Below are 22034 nucleotides of genomic sequence, written 5' to 3' on the forward strand. Positions count from 1 at the left end.
GGTGACGCGTCTTCTCTCCCCCACCTCCTCCTCTCCTTTCTCGCGCGTGACGGACCCCGTCCAGCGCGGGTACGCGGCCTACACGCGGCGGGCGCAGGCGTGGACGGCGCGGTATCAGGAGCGCGGCGGGCGCGTGTTCTGCGGGGCGGGTTGCTTCGCCTGCTGCAACATGCCGATCCGCGTGAGTCTGGCCGAGGCGCTGGTCACCGCCCAGGCCCTCACGGACGAGGAGGCCGCGCGGGTCGAGGCCCACGCCCGCAAGGTGCTGCACAACGCCCGCACGGCCCCCGACGAGAACGTGTATGTGGAGCGCCACCGCACCGAGGTCGGCTTCTGCCCGCTGCTGGACCGGGAGAGCGGCGGCTGCACCCGCTACGACGTGCGCCCGACCCGTTGCCGCGACACCTTCAGCGCCCTGCCCGCCCGCTACTGCGAGGCCGGAGCCTGGGAAGCCATGACCCGCCGCGAGCGCGAGGGGTACCACCGCGAGGTGGCCCGCACCCCCGGCACCGACGGCGAACTGCATTTCATCGCGCCGCTGGAACACCTCTCCGAACCCGTCTGGGCGGCGGCGGCCAAGGCCATGCGCGCCGAGTGGGGCCTGGAAGCCTGGGGCGACTTCTGGGTGATGACCACGCTGGCGCGGCGCGCGGCCTTTATGGAGCAGGTCGCCCGTGGGGACGCGCGGGGGGCGTGGCGGGCGGCGAAGGCGGCGGGGCTGGCACACGCGGCGGTGCTGGAAATCGGCTGAGCCGAACCCCGGAGACAGGCAAGGGCCGCTCCTGCGGAAAAGGAGCGGCCCCGTTCGGTGAACCGGGCTAGAGCATTTGTCCGAATTACACCGTTGGAGGGAAAGCGCCTCCAACGGTTCCATTCTCCCAAACGCTCTCCCTCTTTCACTCGCTCCGCTCGGTCAAAAAGTAGGTCTCTTTTTGACAAATGCTCTAGAAGCTGCTGCTCCCGCCCACCCGGACGCCCTGGTAATAGGCGTAGGCGGCGGCGTAACAGGGCGGTTCCTTGTACCAGCTTTTTGCGGCGCAGATGCCCTTCATGTTCACGTAAAAGGCGTCGTCGGTGGCCAGACGGTTCGCGTCGGTGCGCTGGTACACCTTGAGGTTACGGTAGCCGAAGTCATGCACGTTGCAGGCGGGCCGGAAATCCTCGCGGTAGCCCAGGCCCACGCCGTCGGGGGCGCTGCAACCGTCGCGGGACCAGTCCAGGCCGGGATAGCGGGCGTTCACCGCGCTCCGGTTCGCGTACTCGCCGTTGTAAGCCTCCACCGTCCCCCACGCCACCCGCTTGATGTACGCGAGGCGGTCGCTGGCGAGGTCCAGACCGGTCATGGTGGGCGCAGCGGGCCGCGTCAGGTCGGCGGGCCGCTCCCCATACGCCTCCTGAAGCGCGGCGAGCAGGCCGGGGTCGTTGCCGTACCGCGCCAGGATCGCCTGACTGCCCGCGTCCTGAAGCTCGGGGCGGGCCACGTAGTCGGCGGTCAGGCTGCCGGGGCCTGGGGTGCCGGGGGCAGAGGCGGTGGGCGACGTTCCACACGCGGCGAGGGCGGTGACCAGGGTGACGGCGAGGGCAGCGAGGTTTTTCATGCACGCTCCTGAGGGAAAAAGGGATGGGGGCTGTTTTCCCAGTGTAGCCGCGCAGGTGTAAGGGAAGTGTTATCGCCCGGGTGGTGGTGGATTTCGAGGCATGAGGGGCGTTCAATGAAGCATGAACGGTCCTGATTGCCCAGCGTGCGGTGGCGTCTCCACCGTCAAAAATGGCCATGCCCATACCGGGAGGCAGCGTTACCTGTGCCGGGTCTGCGGCCATCAGTTCACCCTCCATCCTCCACAACACCGGATTTCAGCGGAAACCGAGGCGTTGGTGGACCGTTTGCTGACTGAACGCATCTCCCACCGAGGCATTTGTCGGGTCACGGGGGTGAGTCGCTCCTGGTTCCGGCTGCACCTGATGAAGCTGGGGAAGAGCGTCCAGCACAGCTTCCAACAAGCTGACGAACCAGCAAAAAAAGCCTGAGCACGCCAGCACCAGCGGCGCTGGTGCTGGCGTGCGATGAGTGATGCACGTTCGTGGGTCGTCAGGACCGGCGGCTGTGGATTTGGTTGGCGATGGACCGGACCACCCGACGAATCGTCGGGCGCTTCATCGGGCAGCGAGACGCACCAGGCGCCTTTGGACTCTGGCAAAGCCTCCCCACGCCCTACCTTGACGCTGTCTGTCACACCGATGGCTTGCGGGAATACCGGAGTGTAGTCTTCGGGGCTTTGCACCGCCTCGGGGGAACCCAGCACATCGAACGCTTCAACGCCACCCTCCGCCTGAGATTGGCCCATCTGGTGCGCAAAAGTCTGTCGTTCGCCCGCAGTCGGGTCAACTTCGAAACCCTCGTCTGGCTCTTCCTCCACCGCTACAACCTGTCATTACCCTAAAAGCCACGACCCGCCCGGGTTATCGCCCGGCTGGGGGCAACAGGAAAGCCGCTCCCCCCGGTTGGAAGGAAGCGGCCTGAAGGGCGTGCGGTGACTGTGCTGGCTGTACCTTGCTCCGGGGCCTTTCGCCTGGGGCCTTGCTACTGGGACTTTCCGGCGGCCTCGATCAGCGCGGGCACGATCTGGTTCACGTCGCCGACGATGCCGTAGTCCGCGACCTTGAAGATCGGGGCCTCGGCGTCCTTGTTGATGGCGATGATGTACTTGCTCTTACCCATGCCGCTGAGGTGCTGCACCGCCCCGCTGACGCCCAGCGCCACATACGCCTTGGGCTGCACGGTCTTGCCGGTCTGGCCCACCTGCTCGGCATAGGGCCGCCAGCCCGCGTCCACGACTGCGCGGGTCGCGCCGACGCCCGCCCCAATCCGGTCGGCCAGACCCTCGACGTAGGTGGCGAAGTTCTCGGGGCTGCCCACGCCGCGCCCGCCCGTCACGATCACGTCCGCCTCGGTCAGGGCCACGCGGCTGCTCTTCTCGACGCTCTTGCCCGTCACCTCCACGCGGGGGGCGGGCAGGTCGAGTTCCACGTCGTACTGCTCGCCGGCGGCGGCAGCGGGGGCGGCGGGCGCGAAGGAGCCGGGCTTCACCGTCACCACGATCACGGGGGCCTCGGCCTCCACCGTCTCGGTCACGCGGGCGAGGTAGGTGTAACGCTGCGCCTGAAGGGCGTTTCCGTTAGCAGACAGCCGGATCACGTCTTCGAGGTAGGGCGCGTCCAGCTTCACGGCCACGCGGGGGGCGTACTCGCGGCCCGAACGGCTCCCGCCGATGACGACGGTGCTGGCCTCGCCTTCCTGCGCGATCTGGGCGGTCGCGGCGGCCCACACCTCGGCGTTGTAGGTGGCGAGCTGCGGCAGGTCCGCGACCAGCACCTGATCGGCATACTTCGCGGCGTCGTTCGCCACGTCTGCGGTGCCCTGGCCCAGCACGAGGACCGTGACGGGGCCTTCGCGCCCAGACTCTCTGGCGGCGCTGACCATTTCCAGGGTGGACTTGGCGAGCTTGCCGCCCGCGTGTTCGGCGACGATCAGGATCATGCGAGCACCTTCGCTTCGTTGCGCAGGAGGTCGAGCAGCTGTTCGGCGGCGGCCTGCGGGTCCTTGCCGTCGATCATCCGGTTCAGGCGGGCGCGGGTCTGGATCTCGCTGTTCACGACCCGGACGAGGGGCTGCGCGCCGTACTGGCCCAGGTCTTCCTTGCGGAGTTCCTTTTTCTTCGCCTTCATGATGTTGGGCAGCGTCGGGTAACGCGGCTCGTTGAGGCCTTGCTGGGTGGTGACCACGGCGGGCAGAGGCGCACGGAAGCTCTCGTTGCCATCGTCCACGTCGTGACGGCCCGTCAGGGTGTCGCCCTCGACCGCCAGCTCGTTGGTCCAGGTGAGCTGCGGCCAGCCCAGGCGCTCGGCGGTGGCGGCCCCGAGGGCCTGGCTGTCCCAGTCGGCCTCCTGCCCGCCGACCAGAATCAGGCCCGCGCCTTCCGATTGCGCGACCTGCGCGACGACGCGGCTGAGGGCCACCGGGTCGAGCGCCTGATCGGTCTCGACGTGAATGGCACGGTCCACGCCCATCGCCAGGGCGGTCCGCAGGGCGTCCTCGACGCGCTTGGGGCCAACCGCCAGGGCGACGATCTCCTCGACGTTCGCGCCGCCCTCGCGCAGCCGCAGGGCCTCCTCGACGCCGTACTCGTCCATCCCGTCGATCACGAGGGTCGCGCCCTCCAGGTCCACGTTCTGGGCATTGATCTTGACGCGGGCTTCCGCGTCGGGAACTTGACGGACTAGGGTCAGAATCTTCATGGGTCCTCCAAGGATAGGTGAGAGATACACCCGGAGCAGCAGTCATACCGCAGTCCCGAACACGCAGCATGACAAATTAGACTCGGTTCAAGTTTAGCAGGCGCTTCAGGTTCACGCCAGCGTCGGCCCCGGCCAGGCGGTCGGACCTGACGCCCCGCTTTCCGGTTCATAAAGTGCCCGTGAAACTCATGAAGTCGGGCGCTCATCTTGGTGAGGCAGGCTACGAATCGATATGAAAAAGCTTCTTGCCCTGACCCTCAGCGCCGGCCTCGCCACCGCGGGCGCGCAAACCTACAGCACCGGCCTGAACGGCGTCGAACTCGGTCTGACCGGCGGTTACGCGGGCGGTCTGAGCGGTGAGGCGTTCGTCCACGTGCCCAACGTCGCCGGCCCCATCGGTGTCAAGGCGGGCGTGAGCTTCACGCGCCCCAGCGACTCGATCAACGACAACAGCCCCGTCGATCCGGTGGGCGTGCTGTTCCCCACCACCTACACCTTCGGGCAGGCCAAGGCCGACGGCGTGGCGACCGAGTCGGGCAGCCGCACGGTCGTCAGCCTCGACGGCACCTACAGCCTGGGCGAAGTGACGCCGGGCGTGGGGACCACCCTGTACGCGGGCGGGCGCTACGGCATGTTCCGCAGCACCGCCGACTACGGCAACAGCGGCAGTACGACCTATTCCAGCAGCGCCTTCGGCATCGGCGCGGGCGTGATGGTCAGCTACGCCCTGGCGGGCAACATCAGCCTGGTGGGCGACCTGGGCATCGACCAGTTCTTCGGCTCCTCGATCAACGTCACCAGCAGCAACGGCAACGTCGATACCTACACACGCAGCGACGCGGGCTACAACGACGTGAGCAACCAGTTCGTCCGCCCCGGCACGGTCTTCAAGGCCCGGATCGGCATCAAGACCAGCTTCTGAACGCTCAGGCCAGAGGCCCTCACCCCTCGCGGGTGGGGGTCTTGTCTTGCTTTTCCTGGGGCTGCCGGACCTCCAGCAATGCCTGAAGCTGCGCGAAGGCGGCCACCACACGCGGAAACCCCAGATACGGCACGCACAGCAACAGGGCCTCGCGCACCTCCTGCTCGCTGGCCCCGGCCCGCAGCGCGCCGCGCAGGTGGGTGCGGAGTTCCGCCGGGCTGCCCAGCGACACCAGCAGGGCCGAGGCGATCAGCTCCTTGGTCCTGAGGTCCAGGCCGGGCCGCTCGTACACCGTGTCATAGGCGAAGTCCCGCACGTACGCCATCAGGTCCGGGTCCAGCGCCGCGAGGCGGTCCAGGATGCGTTCTTCCTGCGCGCCGAAAATCTGCTGCCGGGCCGACGGCCCTTCTGCCTGCGGTCCTGACTTTTCCTGCTCTCTGGGGCCGTCCGTCATGCGGGGCAGCGTAGCAGGCCCACCCCCGCACAGAGGATGGGCCTGACCGAGAGAGCCGGGCGCTTACTTTTTGAGAGCCTTGACGACGGCGGCGGTCAGATCGGTGGACTGGTTGTTGGCGTACACGACCAGGTTGGACTGCGCGGCCACGCGGCGGTCCATCACGACCGAGTAGCCGTTGGCCTTGGCGACGCTCGCCACCGCCGAGTTGATCCGGGAGGCCAGGGGCTTGAACTCGGTCGCCAGGCGCTGCTGGTAACCCTGCTGCGCGCTCACGAAGCTCTGCTGCGCTTTCTGGAGGGCCTGCCGGTCAGCGGCGCTGCGTGAGCTGGCCGCCCGGGCCGCGAGCTGCTGGAGGTTGGTCTGTTTGGCCTTCAGGTCAGCGTCCACCTTCTTGCTCAGGTTCAGATAGGTGCTGCTGCCGGGCAGGGCCGTGACCGCCTGCTGCACGTCCACGAAACCGACCCGTTTCCCCTTTTGCTGGGCGTGGGGCACGGTCATCAGCAGCGCGAGCGGCAGAATCAGGAAAGCGTTTCTCATCGGGGTCTCCTCTTTCCGGCTGTCCCGGAAGCCGGGGTCGCCGGTCCAGGGGCAGCCGGTCCATGCAAAACCCCCGCGCGGAGCGGGGGCCGTGTGGCTCGGCCACTCGGGTTCAGGGCTTGAGGGCCTTGAGGGCCGAATCGGTCAGCTCGGTGCTGGGGTCGGCGTAGATGACCAGGCCGCTGCTGGCGGCCACGTTGCGGTCCATCACGATGCTGAAGCCGTTGGCCTTGGCGACGCTGTTGACGGCGGTGTCCACGGCCTTCTCGACGGCGGCGACCTTGGGCTTCATCTGGTCGTCGTAGGTCTTGGCCTTGGCCTGGATGGTCTTGATCAGCGCGTCGCGGTTCTGCTTGTCGGCGGCGGTGGCCGAAGCGCCCTTGGCGTCGATGTCCTTGATCTGCTTGTCGAGGGGCGCGAGTTCAGTGTTCGCCTTCTGCTGAATCGCCTGGATGTCCTTGTCGTTGGGGTGCGAAGACAGGAGTTTTTGCACGTCCACGAAACCGATCTTCTGGGGAGCGGTCTGGGCATGCGGTGCCAGGGTCCCCAGGCCGAATGCGGCCACGATGGCGAGGGGAGCGAGCGCCTTGGCGTTCATCTTCATGGCGGCCAAGCTAGCACGGCCTTTTCTGAGCCGAATGAACCCTTTCACAGTCGGCTCACACGCGCCGTCAGCCGCTGATCAGGCCGTGGGCCGGCGGTGCGCAGGCGGGCAGACACCCCGGCATGGACGCATCCGGCACAGAAGCACGGGGGCCGGCGACGGGGTAAGCTGGGTGCCATGCTCGTCAGCGACTGGATGACCAAGGACCCGATCACCGTCACGCCCGATACGCCCGTCATGGACGCCCTGAGGATCCTCAAGGAGCGTGGGTTTCGCCGCCTGCCCGTCATGGAGGGGGGCCGGTTGATCGGCATCACCACCCGCAAGGACCTCAAGGACGCCATGCCCAGCAAGGCCACCACCCTGAGCGTGTGGGAGCTGAACTACCTGCTGAGCAAGCTGACCGTCAGCGAGATGATGGCCCGGCCCGTCATCACTGCCCACGAGAGCGAGTACATGGAAGACGCCGCGCTGCGGATGCAGGAACACGGCGTGGGCGGCCTGCCGGTGCTGAACGACGCCGGGCAGATGACCGGTATCATCACGATCACGGACGTGCTGCGCGCCTTTATCGACATCATGGGCCTGAAGGAGGGCGGAACCCGCCTCACGCTCGACATGCCCGACATGCCCGGCAGCCTGTCGCGCGCGGCCAGCGCCGCCCAGCCCAGCAACATCATCAGCGTGGCGACCTACGGCCACAACGCCCAGGGTGGGCAGCCGCGCCGCCGCTTCGTGATGCGCGTGACCGGCGAGGGCGCGCGGGAAGCCCGGGCACGCGCCCAGGCGTCGGGCATCGACGTGCTGGACTGACCAGGCCAGAGACAAAGGCAGCGGCGGAGAAGAGGGGGAAAGGCCCCTCTCCGCCGCCGCTGTTCAGCTGCCGAGTCATACAGGATGGCTCTGATTCCAGAACATCACCAGATGTTCTTCCATCGCCGTCATCCCGTACGTTTTGCCCCTCGTTCCCCTCGGGTGATTCCCAGGAATCAATGCCATTTCGTCTCAGACACTGAGTTGCACGATCAGGCGTTCCAGGGTCACGGCGGGGTCGAGGCCGCGTTTCATGGCGAGGTCAGCATCGAGGATGCGGGCCAGGTGGGCGCGAATCTTGCCCTCGTTCAGCCGGCGGGCCACCTCCAGCGCCTTCTTGGCGGGATAGGGCTTCACGCCGAGGCGCTGCGCGGCGACCTGCTCGGTCACGCGGCCTTCTTCCTGCGTGAGCGCGACGCAGCGCGCAACCAGGCTGTACTGCCACACCACCGCGCCCATCAGCTTGAAGGGGTCCTCGCCGCTGGCGAGCAGGCGGCGCAGCTGCGTGACGGCCTCGCCGGGCCGCCCGGTGGTGGCCGCGCCCAGCATGGCGAAGGAGTCGCCGGGCGGCTCGCGGCCCACCACCTGCCGCACCCGCTCGGCAGTCAGGGGCGGATCGAGAAGGGCGAGCTTGTTCAGTTCCCCCGCGATGCCGGTCAGGTCGGGGCCGAACACCTCCGCGAGATAGAGCGCGGCGTCGCGGTCGAGCTTCAGGCCGGTTTTCCTGGCGCGCTGCGCGACCCACCCGGCCACGTCGCCCGTCTTCTGCGGGGCAGGCGAGGGGTGATGCTCGCCCCGCGCCTCGTACAGCTTGACGCGCGTGGCGGGGGCCGTCTCGTCCAGCACGGCGACCGTGACGGGGGCGGAGGCGAGCAGCTCCAGCAGGGCCTTGTCGGGCTTCACACCCGCGAGGTCCACAACCAGTCCGCCGTCCCCGAACAGGCTGGGGGCCAGCAGCGGCCCCACGTTCCCGGCGGTGACCTCCTCGCCCGCCAGCCGGGGCAGGTCGCGCACGCTCAGTCCCCGCGCGGCGAGGGTGTCCCGCAGCGCCTCCTCGGCCAGAAAGCGGTTGCCGCTGAAAGCGATCAGGGGCACGGATTCCCCAGGTCTGGCAGGTCCAGGCCGAGCGAGTGGGCCGCGTCCCGCAGGAGGGTCTGCATCTGCACGGCGGTCTGGGGGCGGTCCTGCGGGTCCCGGCTGAGGGCGGCGTGCAGGAGGGGATGCAGTTCGGGGGGACCGGGCAACGGCGCGCGGTCCTGGGACAGCCCCACCAGCCAGCCCAGCGCGTCCTCGTGGGGAGGGTGCCCGGCCAGGCAGTCGAACAGCAGCACGCCGACCGAGTACAGGTCGCTGCGGGGATCGCCCCGCACCCCCCGGAACTGCTCGGGGGCCATGAAGTGCGGGGTGCCCATGCGCGTGCCGCTGTGAATGTCATGGGGCAGAGTCCGCGAGTGGCTCATGCCGAAGTCGATCAGCCGCACGCGCTCGCCGCAGACCTGGCCGCCCGCCAGCAGCACGTTTTCCGGCTTCAGGTCGTGATGGGTGATGCCGCGGTCATGCAGGTGGGCCAAGGCGTTCAGGACGCCCCAGGTGACACTCAGCGCCTCGGCGGGCGACAGCGGGCCGCCTTCCACCCGGTCACGCAGCGTGGGGCCGGCCACAAACGGAAAAATCAGCCGGTTCGGCCCGCAGGCAATCAGCGGCACGATCAGCGGGTGGTCCAGCTGGGCCGCGATCTGGCCTTCGTGGTCAAAACGCAGGGCCGCTTCCGGCTCGTCGGTCAGCAGGGTCTTGACGAACACGGTGTCCCCGCCCCACTCCCCGACCTCGCTCTGAATGCCGCCCCGTACCGCCAGCACCCGCGAACGCTCAAGCCCCCAGGCGTCCGTCAGATGCGGGTCAGCTGGTTTTTGCACGCGGTCTATTGTACGCATGTGGCCCCCACAGACTCGTCACAGGGCCGGGCACACGGGCGCTGCGGCCCCCGGGGCATGAGTCCCGGGCCAGATCAACGGGCATACTGCTCTGCTTCTCTCCAGACCACCGCTCGTGGAGAGGCAGAGGCGGGTCGGCCCGGCGCGGCAACGGCTCAATTCACGCGGACGCTGCTGGTGAGGTTGCGGAGCACCGCCTCGTTGCGGCTGTAGTCCTTCACGTTCCCGACGATGGTGACCACCAGGATGCGGCCCTGGGCGCTGGTCATCAGCAGTTCGCGGCGCAGATCGTCGCCCTGGCCCGGCGTGGTGAACACGAACTGTGCCCAGGGCGTGTCACCGATCTCCACGACGCCGGCCTTCAGCGTCTTCACGTTGGGCACCTGAGCACGGATCACGGCGGGAAACTGGGTGACCAGATCCGGCACCTGGCCGGGCGTCAGTTTGCTCTCGCGCCACTCGAAAGCCACGCTGACCTTGCGGTCCTCGGTCAGAAACACGGCGTCGGGGCGGCCCGCCGCCGAGGGGAAAGCCTTGTTGATGCCCGCGTCGTTCAGGGTCAGGAGCCGGGCATTGGGTTCGAGAATGACGGGAATCGTCGGAAGCTTGACGGGCGTGGCCAGGGCCGCGCCGGACAGCACGGCCGCCGCCGTCAGGATGAGCAGCGCATTCTTCATTGCTCTCACCCTACCCGCCCACCCCCGTCCCGCCCATGAAGTCCACGTGAGGAATGTGCGCTTCCCGTCAATCGTCCATCAGGTTGACGGGGGAAACGGGGGCCACGGTCGCCGCGAGGTCGAGACGACGAAGCTCCCCGCGCCCCCGCGCCCGCTACCATGCCCGCATGAGCGAGACGGGTCTGACCTTTCCCCTGGGCTTTCGGGCGGCGGCGCTGGCGGCAGGCATCAAGCCGAGTGGCAGAACGGATCTGAGCTGCGTGGTGAGTGACGCAGAGTGCGCGTGGGCCTTCGCGGGCACGCGCAGCAGTGCGGCGGCGGCCTGCGTGACCCGCAACCGCGAGGTGTACGGCCAGGGCGGGCCGGTGCGGGCGCTGGTCGTGAACGCCGGGAACGCGAACGCGGCCACCGGGTCGCAGGGGGCGCGCGACAACGCCGACATCGCGGACGCGCTGGGCAGCGTGCTGAACGTGGGGGCAGAAGCGGTCCTGACGGCCAGCACCGGCATCATCGGGCACCTGCTGCCGATGGACCGGGTGCTGAGCGGCGTGGAACACCTGCCGGACGAGCTGGGCGGGGAAGCGGCCCCCTTCGCGGCGGCCATCATGACGACCGACACCCGGCCCAAGACGGCCCAGGCGACCCTCAGCGGCGGGGCGCGCATCGTGGGAACGGCCAAGGGCAGCGGCATGATCCACCCCGACATGGCGACCATGTTCGCCTTTGCCTTCAGCGACGCGCGGGTGGACCAGCAGGCACTGCGGGCGGCCTTCCCGGCCATCGTGAACCGCACCTTCAATGCGGTGACGGTGGACGGCGACACCAGCACCAACGATATGGCGCTGGTCCTGGCGAACGGGCAGGCGGGCGAGGTGGACCTCGACGAGTTCCTGACCGCGCTGGAGGGCGTGATGCGTGACCTGGCGCGGCAGATCGCCGCTGACGGCGAGGGCGCGACCAAGCTGCTGACCGTGCGCGTCTCGGGTGCCCGCACCGAGGCCGAGGCACTGGCCGCCGCCCGCACCTGCTGCGTCTCGCCGCTGCTCAAGAGCGCCGTGCATGGCAACGACCCCAACTGGGGCCGCGTGATTATGGCCGCCGGACGCAGCGGCGCGGCGCTCGACACCGAGCGGATGACGGTCCGCGTGCAGGGCACGCCCGTCTTTGCCGGCAAGCCGCTCCCCTACGACGCCGCGCAGGTCAGTGCCCGCATGAACGCGCCGGAAGTCGTCTTCGAGGTGGGCCTGGGGGTGGGCGACGCGCAAGGCGAGGCCTGGGGCTGCGACCTGAGCGCCGAGTACGTGAGCATCAACGCGGACTACACGACCTGAGCCGGACGGTGCTGCCCGGTGGCCTTGAGCGTTTCCTGAATCTGCCGCTACCAGGTGGCAGCCAGGGAGAGGCGGGGGTACGGTGACAGACATGCTGCCTGCCGCCTCTGCCTCCCCGCCGACTTCCTCCTCGCCGCTGGCGGAGGACCTGGCAAACTCGGCGCTGGCCCGCCCGCTGGACTTCTGTGTGCCCTCGAACCGCTTCGTGGTGGTGGGGGCGGTGGCCAGTGTGCTGGCGGCGCGGCTCTCGGGGCGGGCCTGGGGCGCGGCGCTGGGTGTGGGCGCGGCGGGCTTTCTCGGCTGGTCCACCGCGCGGGAACTCGACCCGGACCACCCGGACACGGCGAACGCGGCGCTTCCGCTGGCGGCCCTGACCGCGCTGCTGGGGGGCAGCCCGGACCTGCCGGCGGGCCTCGGCGTGCTGAGCGGGTTGCGAACGCTGGCGGCGACCGTCGGAAAGCCGCCCAGCGCCCTCGACGTGGCAGCGCTGGCCGGGCAGGCGGCCCTCTCGGCGTGGGCGGGGGCACGGGTCGCGGCGCTGGTGCCGGGGGCGGCGCTGGCCCTCTCGGCTCAGCGGGCCGACAGCTGGCAGGCGTCCTGGCAGGCAGCAGGCCTCGCGGGCGCGGCGGCGCTGCTGCCGGGGAGCCGGCGCGGCGAGGGGCGCAGCGTCCCGGCGGACCTGCTGGCGCTGGCCGGACTGGGTCTGGCCGGGGTGCTGGCGGCTCCGGAAGGGGTCCACAGCCGCCTGGACCGCGCACCGGCACGGGTGTCCGCCGAGCGGGTGCGCCTGGCCCGCCTGCTGGCGCTGGGGACCCTGGGGGCAGGGTGCTGGCCCGGCAGACGCGGTCCCTCGCGCCGCTGGCCGCCGCCGTGCTGACGGTGGGCCTGCGGCGGGCGACGGACCGGCAAGGATGAGCCGCGCCGCCTCCCCGCCTGACCGCAGCCTTTCGCGCCGTCCGGCGGCCCGCAGGGGCGTAGCGTGGGCAACGTGAATGGTTCGGATGTGTGGGGACTGGCGTGGAGAGGGCTGACGCGGCGGCCGGTGCGGACGCTGCTGACCGCCCTGGGCATCACGGTGGCGGTGGCGAGTATGGTCGTGTTCCTGTCGCTGGGCGAGGGCATCCGCAAGGTGTTCACGGCCGAGCTGGGCGGCATCGGGCCGGACGTGCAGGTCAGCCTGAGCGGCTTTTCGCAGGGCTTTGCCCCGCAACCGAACCTGCCCGAAACGGCGGTGGGGGACCTGCGCAAGCTGGCACCGGAACTGGGCCTCACGGCGGTGACGCCGGTGGTGATGGCGGTGCGCGGCAGCCTGGATGTGTCGCAGAGCGCGGTGCTATACGGCCTCCCAGCGGCGCAGGGCGTGGGCGCGGTCTTCCCCCGGGCGCGGGTGGCGTCGGGCCGGGCGCTCACGGCGGCGGACGAGGGCCGGGGCGTCGCCGTCATCGGGGCCAAGGCCGCCGCGAACCTGCACCTGGGCCTCGGCTCGGCGCTGAACCTCAACCGCCGCAGCCGCGTGCAGGTGGTGGGGGTCCTCGCGCCGGAGTCGGGGCTGGTGGACAGCTTCATCTTTCTGCCGATCCGCACGTTGCAGCGTGCCGAGGGAGCCGAGGGCCGGGTGTCGCTGGTGGCCCTGAAACTGGAGGACCCGCGCAACGCGAGGACCGTTGCCCGGACGATCTCCGAACGGCTGAACGTGGAGGCGCAGACGCAGTCGGACTTCCTGTCGTTCGTGGAACGCGCCCTGCGGATCAGTGACGCGGTGCGCTTCGGCATCAGCCTGATCGCGCTGATCGTGGGCGGGCTGGCCGTGGCGAATACCGTGATGATGGGCGTGTTCGAGCGCACCCGCGAGTTCGCCACCCTGCGGGCCATCGGGGCGCGGCCCAGCTTCGTGCGGACGCTGGTGCTGACCGAGTCGCTGCTGCTGGCGCTGGTGGGCGGCGTGGGCGGGCTGGTGCTGGGTCTGGGGGGTATCGCGGCGGTGAACGCCTACACGCAGAATCTGGCGGGCATCGACGCGGCGGCCCTGACGCCCAGGCTGACGCTGCTGGCGCTGGGGATCAGCCTGCTGCTGGGTCTGATCTCGGGGCTGCTGCCGGCCCGCAGCGCCAGCCGCCTCCAGATCACCGACGCGCTGGGGCGGGTCTGATGCGGGAAGGGGCGGCGGCAGCGGGCCTGCGGGCCGAGAACCTCTCGCGCATCTATCCCAGCGGCGAGGGCACCGTGACGGCGCTCGCGCCCTTCACCCACACCTTTCCGGCGGGGCTGACGGCAGTGGTCGGCCCTTCGGGAAGCGGCAAAAGTACCTTGCTGAACCTGCTGGCAGGCTTTGACCGGCCCACCACGGGCCGCGTGCTGGTGGACGGCACCGACCTGCACGCGCTGTCGGAGGCAGGCCGCGCCGACTTCCGTCTGGCGAACTACGGCTTCGTGTTCCAGAGCCACAACCTCGTCACGATCCTGACGGCGCTGGAGAACGTGGAGTTTCCGCTGACGCTGGCGGGGGTGCCCCGCAAGCAGCGGCGCGAGCGGGCACGGGCGCTGCTGGCCGAGGTGGGCCTCAGCGCCCGCGCCGCGCACCTGCCGTCCCAGCTGTCGGGCGGGGAGGCGCAGCGGGTCGCCATCGCGCGGGCGCTCGCCCACGACCCGCGCGTGCTGCTGGCCGACGAACCGACCGGTAACCTCGACTCGCACACCGGCGAGCGGGTGCTGGCCCTGCTGACCGGCCTGACGCGGGGGGGCCGCACGGTGGTCCTGATTACCCACGACCCCGAGGTGGCGGCGCTGGCCGACCACACGCTGCGGGTGCGCGACGGTGAAGTGACGGCGGACGGCTGAGGAGGTCCCGTTTGTGTTCAGTCGCGCCCGATGGTGGCCTGGGCATCGCGCAGCCACAGGGTCCGCCCCCGGGCGTCCTTCAGGCCGACCACGACCTGCACGCCCTCGCCGGAGCGCAGCCCGCGCGAGGTTCCGCGCCCACTGCCCTGAAGACAGACCGCCGCGCCGCAGGGCTGACGGTCGCCCTGGGTCGAGGACGCGCTCCAGACGCCGTCTTCCGTCACGACATACACGCCGGTCACGGTGAGCGGCGGCGGGGACGCGCGGCTGGCCTGCACCCGCACCTGAACGTTGAAGGTCGCCCCGTCCAGGGTGGGGGTCGCTTCCACCCGCAGGCTGCGGCCCGCGACCTGGAGGGCCGTGGGCGCGGCCAGCAGGTCCCCAGCGGTCGGGGTGGGCGGCCCGGCCAGGGTACCGCAGGCGCTCAGCAGCGCCGCGGCAAGAGGCAGAAGCCACACACGTCTCATGGAACCAGCATAACGGAAAGGCGGCCCCTGCCGGGCGGCATTTCTAACAATGCGGTTGGCTCCCCTCGCCCCATGCTCACCAGTCGAGGTCAGGGGCCGTCACCACCCGGTCGGCGGGCAGGTCGGTCAGCAGGGTGTAGGTGAGGGTGTACGTGCCGGGAATCACGCGCGCCAGCACGATGGTGTCGCCGTCGGCGCGGGGATCGACCCCGGCGAGGCTGGGACCCTGGACGTTCAGGGGGCCGCGCACCGCGGACGTGCTGCCGCCGGTCGGCAGGGGATCGAACAGGCGGACCTGCTCCAGCGTGCGGTCCACCGTGAAGGTCAGGGTGACGGTGTACCCCTGCGCGGCGGGTTCCACACTCTTGCCGAGGGAAGCGCGCGCCCCGCCCTGCACGGTGCGGGTCACGTTCGCGCCCCCCGGATTCCGGACCCGGGCCTGCCCGGTGGTCCGCAGGTCGAGGGGGTCGAGGACCGCCTCGGCGGTGTCGCTGCGGCACACGCGGACCGGCACCTTCAGGCGCAGGGGCGCGCCGCCGCTGAACTCGCCGGGAACTTCCAGCGGGTAGTCGCTGGTCCAGCCCGCCGGGAGGTTCAGCTTCAGCCGCGCCGGCAGCCGGTGCGGAAAGTCGGTGCGGGCGGTCGCCGTGAGCTGCGTCACGTCGCAGGCGTTGAGGATGTCGGGGGCCGTCACCAGCGTGATCTCGGTCTGCACCCGGTATTCCAGGGTGACCTTGCCGGTCCCGGCGTCGGGCACCCGTCCGGGCAGGGGCGGCGTGACGGTGCTGCCCGGAATGGCGCTCGGCGTGACCGGATAGTCGCCGGGCGCCAGCGGCAGCGTGCCGGGTGTGGTGAGGGTCCGGCCCGCCACCTCGAAGGCAATCCCGGTCAGGGGGATGCGCTGCTCACCGTACAGGGCGACGGCGTCCACCGTGAGCTGTCCCTCGGGAGGCCGCGCCACGAAGCGCAGCTTGTTGAAGCCGGGCTGGTAGCGGATCTCGGTGGGCGAGACGATGTTTCCGGTGCCCGAGAGGATCGTGCTGCTGACCGGCACGTAGCCGGCGGGCAGGGCGGGCCGCACCACGCTGTCCCCGACGAGCGTGTAGCTCGCGCCGGGAATCGGGCGGCCCTGGGGGTCCACCACGTCCACCAGCAACTGGTTGCTCATCTTCAGGTTCTCGGGCGGGGTAAAGCCGCCCACCCGCGCCGTGACGGGCTGGTCGTTCAGGCGGAAGGAGTAACGGATGGCGTTGCTGTACTGCCGGGTGGTGGGCAGCACCCGGATAAAGACCTGCCACTCTCCCACCAGCTCCGGGGTGACCCTGAAGGTATCGGTCACCGCCTTGCCGTTGCCGCTGACCGTGAGGTTCACCCGCTTCCCGCCGGGCTGCACCACCCAGGTTTCGGCCTCCTGGGGGCCGTCCACGTCATAGTTCAGCAGGCCGACCGTCTTGCCCACCCATCCGGCAGGCACGTCCAGCCGGGCCGCGAGCAGGGGCGTCTGTTCGGTGTCGCGAGCGTTCACGGAAAAGTCGCTGGTTTCCAGCGTGAAGGGCGCGGCGGTCCGCAACGCGAACGCGTTCTTGCCGTCGCCCCGGCTGGTCACCTTGAGGGTGTACGTCCCGGCGGGCAGGCCCCCGGCGAACAGGCTCTCCCAGGTGTGGTCGCGGTTCATGGAAAAGCGCCGCTCGACGACCGTGCCGCCGGGGCCGCTCAGGCTGAAGGTGGTCTCGAACGGTTCGTTTTTCTTGTACAGCTCGTCCCCGAAGTACCCGGCCCCCCGGCGTCCGTCCACATAGTCGGCCAGGTTGAAGTTGGGGCTGTAGACCTCCAGCCCCAGGGGTTTGCCGGCGTCCTGCGGCAACACGCGAATCAGGTAGGTTTCCTGTGCCTGGGGCCACTTCTCCCCCACCGAGACCAGCGGCAGGAGGCCGCCCGTCTGCGCGGACGCAGCACCGCCGAAGGCCCCCCCGAGGGTCAGCAGCGCGGTGAGAGAAAGGGCCAGTCGGGGCAGCGGCATCGGGAACAGGGCAGGTCGCATGGTCACTGCCCGGAATCATAGCGGGCAGTGACCCTGGGGGGAGGGCGCGGGCCGCTACCATGCGGGCGATGCTGGCACGCGCACAGGCCCTGATCTCCGAATCCGCCCTGAGAGGCAACCTCACGGCCCTGGCCCGGCGGGCACAGACCAGGCTGCTGCTTCCCGTGAAGGCGAATGCCTACGGCCACGATCTGGAGACTGTCGCGCGCCTGGCGGCCCAGCACCCCGACGTGTGGGGCTTCGGGGTGGCCGTGCCGCGTGAGGCGGCGGCCCTCGCCGCGCTGAAGCTCGGGAAACCGGTGCTGCTGCTCACGCCGCCCACGCCGGAAGAGGTCGGGCCGCTCGCGGACCTGGGCGTGCGGCTGCCCGTGGCTTCACTGGCGGAGGCGGACGCGCTGCCCGCCTATGCCCGCGCCCACCTGAAAGTGGACACCGGCATGAACCGCCTGGGGGCACGGCCCGAAGAAGCCGTACAGGTGGGCCTGCGCCTGGCCGAACGGGGGCTGCTGGAAGGGGCCTACACGCACTTTGCCACCGCCGACGAACCGGACCTGAGCTTTTCCCGCGAGCAGTTCGCGCGCTTTCAGGGCGTGCTGGCCGCCCTGCCTCCGGTCCTCGCGCACGCGGCGAACGGCGGCGGCATCCTGAGCTTCGGCCCGTTGCCCGGCCTCTCCCTGGCGCGGCCCGGTCTGGCCGCCTACGGCTTCGCGCCCGCGCACCTGCGGCAGGTCGCCCCGCTGACGCCCGTGATGACCCTGCGCGCCCGCGTCACCCACGTTCATCCCGTCCACCCCGGCGAGAGCGTGAGTTACGGCGGGCTGTGGCGGGCCGCGCACGAGACGACCGTCGCCACTGTCGGCATCGGCTACGCGGACGGCTACCCCAGGGGCGCGACGGGCCAGGCGCAGGTTCTGGTGCGGGGTGAACGCCGCCCAGTGCTGGGCCGCATCTGCATGGATCAGTGCATGGTGGACGTGACGGGCCTGGACGTGCAGGTGGGCGACTGGGTCGAGGTCTGGGGCCGGGACGAGCTGACCGTGACCGAGGTGGCGCAGTGGGGGGGCACCGTCGAATATGAGGTGCTGACCGGGCTGGGGACGCGGGTGGAGCGGGTGGCGGAACACTGAAACGGAGGGGCCTCCGCTGTTCCTTCACCTCCAACCGGACGAAACAGGTTTACAGCATTTGTCAAAAAGAGACCTCCTTTTGACCAAGCGGAGCGAGTGAAATAAAGAGAGCGTTTGGGAGAATGGAGGAGTTGGAGGTGCTTTCCCTCCAACTCCGTAATTCGGACAAGTGCTCTAATCCCTGCTTATGCGGGAGCCTGATCCAACCCATCCCCCAGCCTGCCCCGCACGGCCTCCACACTTTCAAAGCCGCCGACGAACAGCGCCACCCGCAATTCGTGAATGAAGCGGGCCAGCCACGCCTCCACCGCCTCCGCACTCTCCAGCGCGGGTTCGAGGAGGGGCCGGGCCACCGCGACCACCTGCGCGCCGAGGGCCAGGGCGCGGGCCGCGTCCAGGCCCGTGCGAATACCACCCGACGCGACCAGGGGCAGGCCGGGCGCGGCGCGACGGGCCTCCGTGAGCGCCTGCGCGGTCGGGATGCCGACCTCACACAGGTCCGGGGTCAGGACCGCGCCGCAGCGCACGAGCTGCTCCACCCGCGCCCAGCTGGTGCCGCCCGCGCCCGCCACGTCCAGCGCCGCGAAGCCCGCCCCCGTGGCCGCCCGGACGGTGACCGCGTCCAGCCCATGCCCCACCTCCTTGAGCAGGACCGGGAACGGCAGGCCGGGCACGATCTCGGCCAGCCGCGCACTCAAGCCTGCCCAGCGCGTGTCCCCCCCCACCTGCATGGCCTCCTGAAGAGGGTTGACGTGAATGGCGAGGGCGTCTGCCCCGACCTCCCGCACGGCCCTTTGCGCCTCGGCGGCGCCGTACCCCAGCCCAAACTGCGCCGCGCCGAGGTTCCCGATCAGCAGCACGTCCGGGGCCACGTCGCGCACCTGGAAACTCGCCGCCGCCTGGGGCCGCTCCAGCATCACGCGCTGCGAGCCGAGCATCAGCCCTACGCCCAGGCGCTGCGCGGCGGCAGCAAGGTGGCGGTTGATGACGGCTGCACGCTCGGCCCCGCCGGTCATCGCGCCGATCAGCACGGGGGCCGCCAGCCTCCGCCCCAGGAACGAGGCTGAGAGGTCCACCGCGTCCAGATCGAGGTCCGGCAGTGCCCGGTAAGGCCAGGGCACCCGCTCCAGCCCGGTGGTCACGCCCGCGTACTGGCTCTCCGGGCGCAGGCACGCCTCAAGATGCCGGAGCTTGCGCGCCTGAAGCCCCGGCAACGCGAGGTCAGCCGGAAACGGCCCTGAATCGGTCACACCCACAGCCTAGAGCCTTTGTCAAAAAGAGACCTTCTTTTTGACCGAGCGGAGCGAGTGCAATAGGGAGAGCGTTTGGGACTTGCAAAGCTGCGAAGCAGAGAATGGAACCGTTGGAGGCGCTTTCCCTCCAACGGTGTAATTCGGACAAATGCTCTAGCGCCCGCCAGACGCCCCGCCACCTCTGCCGGGAGTTGACAGATTTTTGAACCCGCGGTACTATTCCTGAGCGCCGGAAGAACCGAGTTCGGAAGCGCACAGAGTTGACGCAGGGTAGAGCAGTCTGGTAGCTCGTCGGGCTCATAACCCGGAGGTCGCAGGTTCAAATCCTGTCCCTGCAACCAAGTGAACCCCACCGTAAGGTGGGGCTTTTTCTTTGGCCCGTCTGCTTCTTTGGCGCAGCTGCCGCACCGGCTTCTCTGCCCAGGCCGGCCTCCCCGGTCCGGCGCCTGGCCCGTCAGCGCATCCGGTCGCGGACTTCCTGCAAGGTGTCCTCGAAGGCGTCCTGAAAGTCGTCTTCCAGGTCATGGGCGCGGATCAGCTCGTCTTGCAGGGTGGTGGTCTGCTCGCGGGTCCAGCGGACGCGGGCCTGGCGCGCGCTGCTCACGTTGCCTTTCCCGGCGATATACCGGGCGGCGTGGCGCAGGGCCTCGCGGGGGTCCTCGGTGGGGGCCACGATGCCCAGATTCCGCAGCCCACCCCGGTCGTTCACCAGCGAGCAGGTGACCTCGATGCGCTGGCCCCGGCGGGCAAGAAACACCTGATCCACGCGCCACATGCTGGTCGCGCGGATGGGTTCGGGGGCGCTGCGGGGCAGGCGTCGGCGGGCCACGTCAGGGGGTTCCGGCGGTGGGCACGGGGGGCAAGGCCCAGTCGCGGGGCTGTTCCAGGCCCAGCAGCACCCGGCCTGCCCCCTCGGCCAGGGCTTCGAGTTCCAGTTCCCCGGGCACGATGATGACCGGGGCGATCCAGCCCAGACGCCGCTCGATGCGGTCGACCAGGGCGTCCCAGCGGGCCGTACCCCCGGTGATGGCCAGCGCGTCGGGACGCCCCGGCAGCGCCCCGCACTGCTCCCCGATGGCCTTGCACGCCTGATGCACAAAGGCGGAGATCGCGGCCTGCACGGTGGGGTCGGTGCCTTCCCGCGCCTCAAGGTCCTTCAGGTTCGCGCTCCCGGTCAGGGCCAGAAAGCCGCTCTCGCTCGCCAGCTGCCGCAGCACGTCGGGACCGGCCCGCCCGGCGGCCAGGTGGAGCAGCGCTGTGGCCGGCAGCGGGCCGCTCTGCAAGGCCCCCATCGGGCCGCCGTCGGGAGCCGTGCCGGTGGTGTCGACCGCGCGGCCCCCGTCAAAGGCCGTGACGCTGGTGGTCGCCCCCAGATGCGCGACGACCACCCGGGCATCCTGCAATCTCTTGCCCACCTCGTGCGCGGCGCGCCGGGCGACGACCCGCGCATTCAGCGCGTGAAAGCGGGCCTGGCGCGTCACGCCCCCCACACCCGTCTCGCGCGCCTCGGGCAGCAGTTCATTCACACTCTGCGGGTCGACCACGAAGGCAGGCACGCCCCGCGCCTCCGCGACGCTCAGGGCCAGCGCGCCGCCCAGCCCGTCACGGCCCTCCTGCGTGGCGTACCGGGCCAGCTCGGGCGTGACCCGGTAGGTGCCCGCCGCCACCTGGCCCAGCCAGCCCCCCCGGGCCACCAGCGCGTCGGGAAAGGGCCAGTCGGCGGTGGTGTCCAGCACAGCACGCGTCAGGGCCGCGAGGTCCTGCTCGCCCGGCGGACCGGGCAGCGGCACCTCGGCCCGCGTCAGGGTCACGCGCAACTGACCGGGCAAGGCCGCGTTCTCGCTGGGCTGGATGCTGGCGCAGGCGAGTTTCACGCTGCTGGAACCGGGATTGACCACATGCGCGATCATGAACACCCCAGCGTAGCAGATGCGCGGGGGCAAGCGTCCCGGCGATGAGAAAAAAGTGAGGGAGACGTGGCCAGGGGGCGAGTGTCTTTGCTCCTCGCCCCCTGGCCCGGCCTGCTCCCGGCCCTGGCAACCGCGTAGTTTCTGATCCTCGCTTCGCCCGCCCCTCGTCTCCGACTGCCCCAGGTTCGGCTCAGCTCGGTTCGATCAGCCCGTAATGTCCGTCGCGGCGGCGGTACACCACGCCGCAGCCGTCCGTGTCCATGTTCTTGAACACGTAGAAGTCGTGCCCCAGCGCCTCCATCTGCGCGACGGCGTCCTCGGCACTCATGGGGCGCAGGTCAAAGCGCTTGGTCCGGACGATCTCGGGGCGGAACTCGGTCACGTCGTCGTCCAGGCCCGCATTGACTTCGGCCTCGGCCAGCCCCGGCTCGGGTTGCGGCGCGGCCTCCTGGCGGTGCTTCAGGTAACGGGTCTTGAACTTCCGCAACTGGCGCTCCAGCACGTCCGAGGCGCGGTCGATCGCGGCGTACATGTCGGCGTGGTGTTCCTCGGCGCGGATGATGCCGTTGGGCACATTCAGCTGGACCTCGACGCGGTTGCGCCGCCCCGAGTCCCGCACGTCGCGGACCGTCAGCGTCACGCGCGCATCGGTAATCTGGTCGCTGAAGCGGTCCAGGCGCGTGAGCTTTTCCTCCACGTAATCGCGCATCGCATCGGTGACGTCCACGTTCCGGCCTGACAGCTTGTAGATATGCACGGCTTCACCTCTTTCCGTTTCTCCCGGGGGTTGATGGCCCCGGGAGTCCAATCTAGGGTGGCCGTCAGGT

At 70.0% G+C, this 22034-nt stretch carries 25 protein-coding genes and 1 tRNA gene; 11 read left to right on the top strand and 15 right to left on the bottom strand.

Translation table 11 applies throughout. The features are described from left to right. Position 1: 1 nt before the first annotated feature. The gene (locus tag DEIPH_RS09895) at positions 2–751 is read left to right on the top strand and encodes a YkgJ family cysteine cluster protein (RefSeq protein ID WP_051517291.1); all 750 of its coding nucleotides are present in this window, start codon (positions 2–4) and stop codon (positions 749–751) included. A 193-nt stretch (positions 752–944) separates the two neighbouring features. Here DEIPH_RS09895 and DEIPH_RS09900 read toward each other — a convergent pair whose 3' ends face one another. Beyond that, on the bottom strand, positions 945–1598 hold the full coding sequence (locus tag DEIPH_RS09900; protein ID WP_034357489.1) for a phospholipase A2: 654 nt from the start codon (positions 1596–1598) through the stop codon (positions 945–947). 121 nt (positions 1599–1719) lie between these two features. On the opposite strand from DEIPH_RS09900, the gene DEIPH_RS19815 reads away from it, so the two are divergent. Both DEIPH_RS19815 and DEIPH_RS20975 read left to right on the top strand, forming a co-directional pair. Further along, positions 1720–2028 carry an IS1/IS1595 family N-terminal zinc-binding domain-containing protein gene (locus tag DEIPH_RS19815; protein ID WP_152544885.1) on the top strand — a complete coding sequence of 103 codons (309 nt, stop codon included), beginning with the start codon at positions 1720–1722 and terminating at the stop codon, positions 2026–2028. A 53-nt stretch (positions 2029–2081) separates the two neighbouring features. Further along, positions 2082–2441, top strand: coding sequence for an IS1 family transposase (locus tag DEIPH_RS20975; protein ID WP_034357491.1), 360 nt, complete (start codon positions 2082–2084; stop codon positions 2439–2441). Positions 2442–2581: 140 nt separating this feature from the next. On the opposite strand, the gene DEIPH_RS09910 is transcribed toward DEIPH_RS20975, so the two are convergent. Together DEIPH_RS09910 and DEIPH_RS09915 are read right to left on the bottom strand one after the other, a co-directional pair. Further along, positions 2582–3538, bottom strand: coding sequence for an electron transfer flavoprotein subunit alpha/FixB family protein (locus DEIPH_RS09910; RefSeq protein WP_034357494.1), 957 nt, complete (start codon positions 3536–3538; stop codon positions 2582–2584). Next, positions 3535–4296: an electron transfer flavoprotein subunit beta/FixA family protein gene (locus DEIPH_RS09915; protein ID WP_034357496.1), complete on the bottom strand. Its 762-nt coding sequence runs from the start codon at positions 4294–4296 to the stop codon at positions 3535–3537. The genes DEIPH_RS09910 and DEIPH_RS09915 overlap by 4 nt, the downstream gene beginning before the upstream one ends. 232 nt (positions 4297–4528) lie before the next feature. Here DEIPH_RS09915 and DEIPH_RS09920 point away from each other — a divergent pair, with 232 nt between their 5' ends. Next, on the top strand, positions 4529–5218 hold the full coding sequence (locus tag DEIPH_RS09920; protein WP_034357498.1) for a hypothetical protein: 690 nt from the start codon (positions 4529–4531) through the stop codon (positions 5216–5218). 19 nt (positions 5219–5237) lie between these two features. On the opposite strand, the gene DEIPH_RS09925 is transcribed toward DEIPH_RS09920, so the two are convergent. From DEIPH_RS09925 to DEIPH_RS09935, 3 genes are all read right to left on the bottom strand, one after another. Then, entirely contained in the window at positions 5238–5672 is a 435-nt protein-coding gene (locus tag DEIPH_RS09925) for a carboxymuconolactone decarboxylase family protein (protein ID WP_034357500.1), read from the bottom strand. A gap of 63 nt (positions 5673–5735) precedes the next feature. Further along, positions 5736–6212 carry an OmpH family outer membrane protein gene (locus DEIPH_RS09930; protein ID WP_034357501.1) on the bottom strand — a complete coding sequence of 159 codons (477 nt, stop codon included), beginning with the start codon at positions 6210–6212 and terminating at the stop codon, positions 5736–5738. A 112-nt stretch (positions 6213–6324) separates the two neighbouring features. Then, a complete protein-coding gene (locus DEIPH_RS09935; RefSeq protein WP_034357503.1) occupies positions 6325–6816 on the bottom strand; it encodes an OmpH family outer membrane protein in 492 nt (163 codons plus the stop codon). A gap of 177 nt (positions 6817–6993) precedes the next feature. Between DEIPH_RS09935 and DEIPH_RS09940 the strand changes: the two genes are divergently transcribed. Further along, positions 6994–7629, top strand: a complete 636-nt coding sequence (locus DEIPH_RS09940) for a CBS domain-containing protein (protein WP_034357506.1) — start codon at positions 6994–6996, stop codon at positions 7627–7629. Between the two features lie 192 nt (positions 7630–7821). Here the strand turns inward: DEIPH_RS09940 and holA are convergent, their stop codons facing one another. The 3 genes from holA to DEIPH_RS09955 all read right to left on the bottom strand — a co-directional run bounded on the left by holA (position 7822) and on the right by DEIPH_RS09955 (position 10240). Next, positions 7822–8724 carry a DNA polymerase III subunit delta gene (gene holA / locus DEIPH_RS09945; RefSeq protein ID WP_034357507.1) on the bottom strand — a complete coding sequence of 301 codons (903 nt, stop codon included), beginning with the start codon at positions 8722–8724 and terminating at the stop codon, positions 7822–7824. Continuing rightward, the gene (locus DEIPH_RS09950) at positions 8715–9554 is read right to left on the bottom strand and encodes a serine/threonine-protein kinase (protein WP_407636508.1); all 840 of its coding nucleotides are present in this window, start codon (positions 9552–9554) and stop codon (positions 8715–8717) included. The genes holA and DEIPH_RS09950 overlap by 10 nt, the downstream gene beginning before the upstream one ends. A 164-nt stretch (positions 9555–9718) precedes the next feature. Further along, positions 9719–10240, bottom strand: coding sequence for a hypothetical protein (locus DEIPH_RS09955; RefSeq protein WP_034357509.1), 522 nt, complete (start codon positions 10238–10240; stop codon positions 9719–9721). 167 nt (positions 10241–10407) lie between these two features. Between DEIPH_RS09955 and argJ the strand changes: the two genes are divergently transcribed. The 4 genes from argJ to DEIPH_RS09975 all read left to right on the top strand — a co-directional run bounded on the left by argJ (position 10408) and on the right by DEIPH_RS09975 (position 14409). Continuing rightward, positions 10408–11571: a bifunctional glutamate N-acetyltransferase/amino-acid acetyltransferase ArgJ gene (gene argJ / locus DEIPH_RS09960; RefSeq protein WP_034357511.1), complete on the top strand. Its 1164-nt coding sequence runs from the start codon at positions 10408–10410 to the stop codon at positions 11569–11571. A gap of 91 nt (positions 11572–11662) precedes the next feature. Next, a complete protein-coding gene (locus DEIPH_RS09965; protein WP_235183215.1) occupies positions 11663–12448 on the top strand; it encodes a hypothetical protein in 786 nt (261 codons plus the stop codon). Positions 12449–12559: 111 nt separating this feature from the next. After that, complete coding sequence (locus DEIPH_RS09970) at positions 12560–13720, top strand: ABC transporter permease (RefSeq protein ID WP_034357605.1); 1161 nt, start codon at positions 12560–12562, stop codon at positions 13718–13720. Continuing rightward, positions 13720–14409: an ABC transporter ATP-binding protein gene (locus tag DEIPH_RS09975; RefSeq protein ID WP_034357513.1), complete on the top strand. Its 690-nt coding sequence runs from the start codon at positions 13720–13722 to the stop codon at positions 14407–14409. The genes DEIPH_RS09970 and DEIPH_RS09975 overlap by 1 nt, the downstream gene beginning before the upstream one ends. A gap of 17 nt (positions 14410–14426) precedes the next feature. Here DEIPH_RS09975 and DEIPH_RS09980 read toward each other — a convergent pair whose 3' ends face one another. Continuing rightward, a complete protein-coding gene (locus DEIPH_RS09980; protein ID WP_034357515.1) occupies positions 14427–14876 on the bottom strand; it encodes a hypothetical protein in 450 nt (149 codons plus the stop codon). 76 nt (positions 14877–14952) lie between these two features. Next, positions 14953–16917, bottom strand: a complete 1965-nt coding sequence (locus tag DEIPH_RS09985) for a hypothetical protein (protein ID WP_034357607.1) — start codon at positions 16915–16917, stop codon at positions 14953–14955. Between the two features lie 68 nt (positions 16918–16985). Here DEIPH_RS09985 and alr point away from each other — a divergent pair, with 68 nt between their 5' ends. After that, positions 16986–18044 (top strand): alanine racemase, encoded by a 1059-nt coding sequence (gene alr / locus DEIPH_RS09990; protein ID WP_034357517.1) that lies wholly within the window; start codon positions 16986–16988, stop codon positions 18042–18044. 185 nt (positions 18045–18229) lie between these two features. Here the strand turns inward: alr and fni are convergent, their stop codons facing one another. Further along, a complete protein-coding gene (gene fni / locus DEIPH_RS09995; RefSeq protein ID WP_235183216.1) occupies positions 18230–19294 on the bottom strand; it encodes a type 2 isopentenyl-diphosphate Delta-isomerase in 1065 nt (354 codons plus the stop codon). Between the two features lie 267 nt (positions 19295–19561). On the opposite strand from fni, the gene DEIPH_RS10000 reads away from it, so the two are divergent. Then, positions 19562–19638, top strand: a tRNA-Met gene (locus DEIPH_RS10000). 113 nt (positions 19639–19751) lie between these two features. On the opposite strand, the gene DEIPH_RS10005 is transcribed toward DEIPH_RS10000, so the two are convergent. From DEIPH_RS10005 to hpf, 3 genes are all read right to left on the bottom strand, one after another. Next, positions 19752–20126, bottom strand: coding sequence for a hypothetical protein (locus DEIPH_RS10005; protein ID WP_034357519.1), 375 nt, complete (start codon positions 20124–20126; stop codon positions 19752–19754). Position 20127: 1 nt separating this feature from the next. Beyond that, positions 20128–21207 (bottom strand): butyrate kinase, encoded by a 1080-nt coding sequence (locus DEIPH_RS10010; protein WP_034357611.1) that lies wholly within the window; start codon positions 21205–21207, stop codon positions 20128–20130. A 190-nt stretch (positions 21208–21397) separates the two neighbouring features. Next, a complete protein-coding gene (hpf, locus tag DEIPH_RS10015) occupies positions 21398–21964 on the bottom strand; it encodes a ribosome hibernation-promoting factor, HPF/YfiA family (protein ID WP_034357521.1) in 567 nt (188 codons plus the stop codon). Positions 21965–22034 lie beyond the last annotated feature (70 nt).

Origin of the sequence: Deinococcus phoenicis, assembly GCF_000599865.1 — a bacterium.
GTDB classification, from domain to species: domain Bacteria; phylum Deinococcota; class Deinococci; order Deinococcales; family Deinococcaceae; genus Deinococcus; species Deinococcus phoenicis.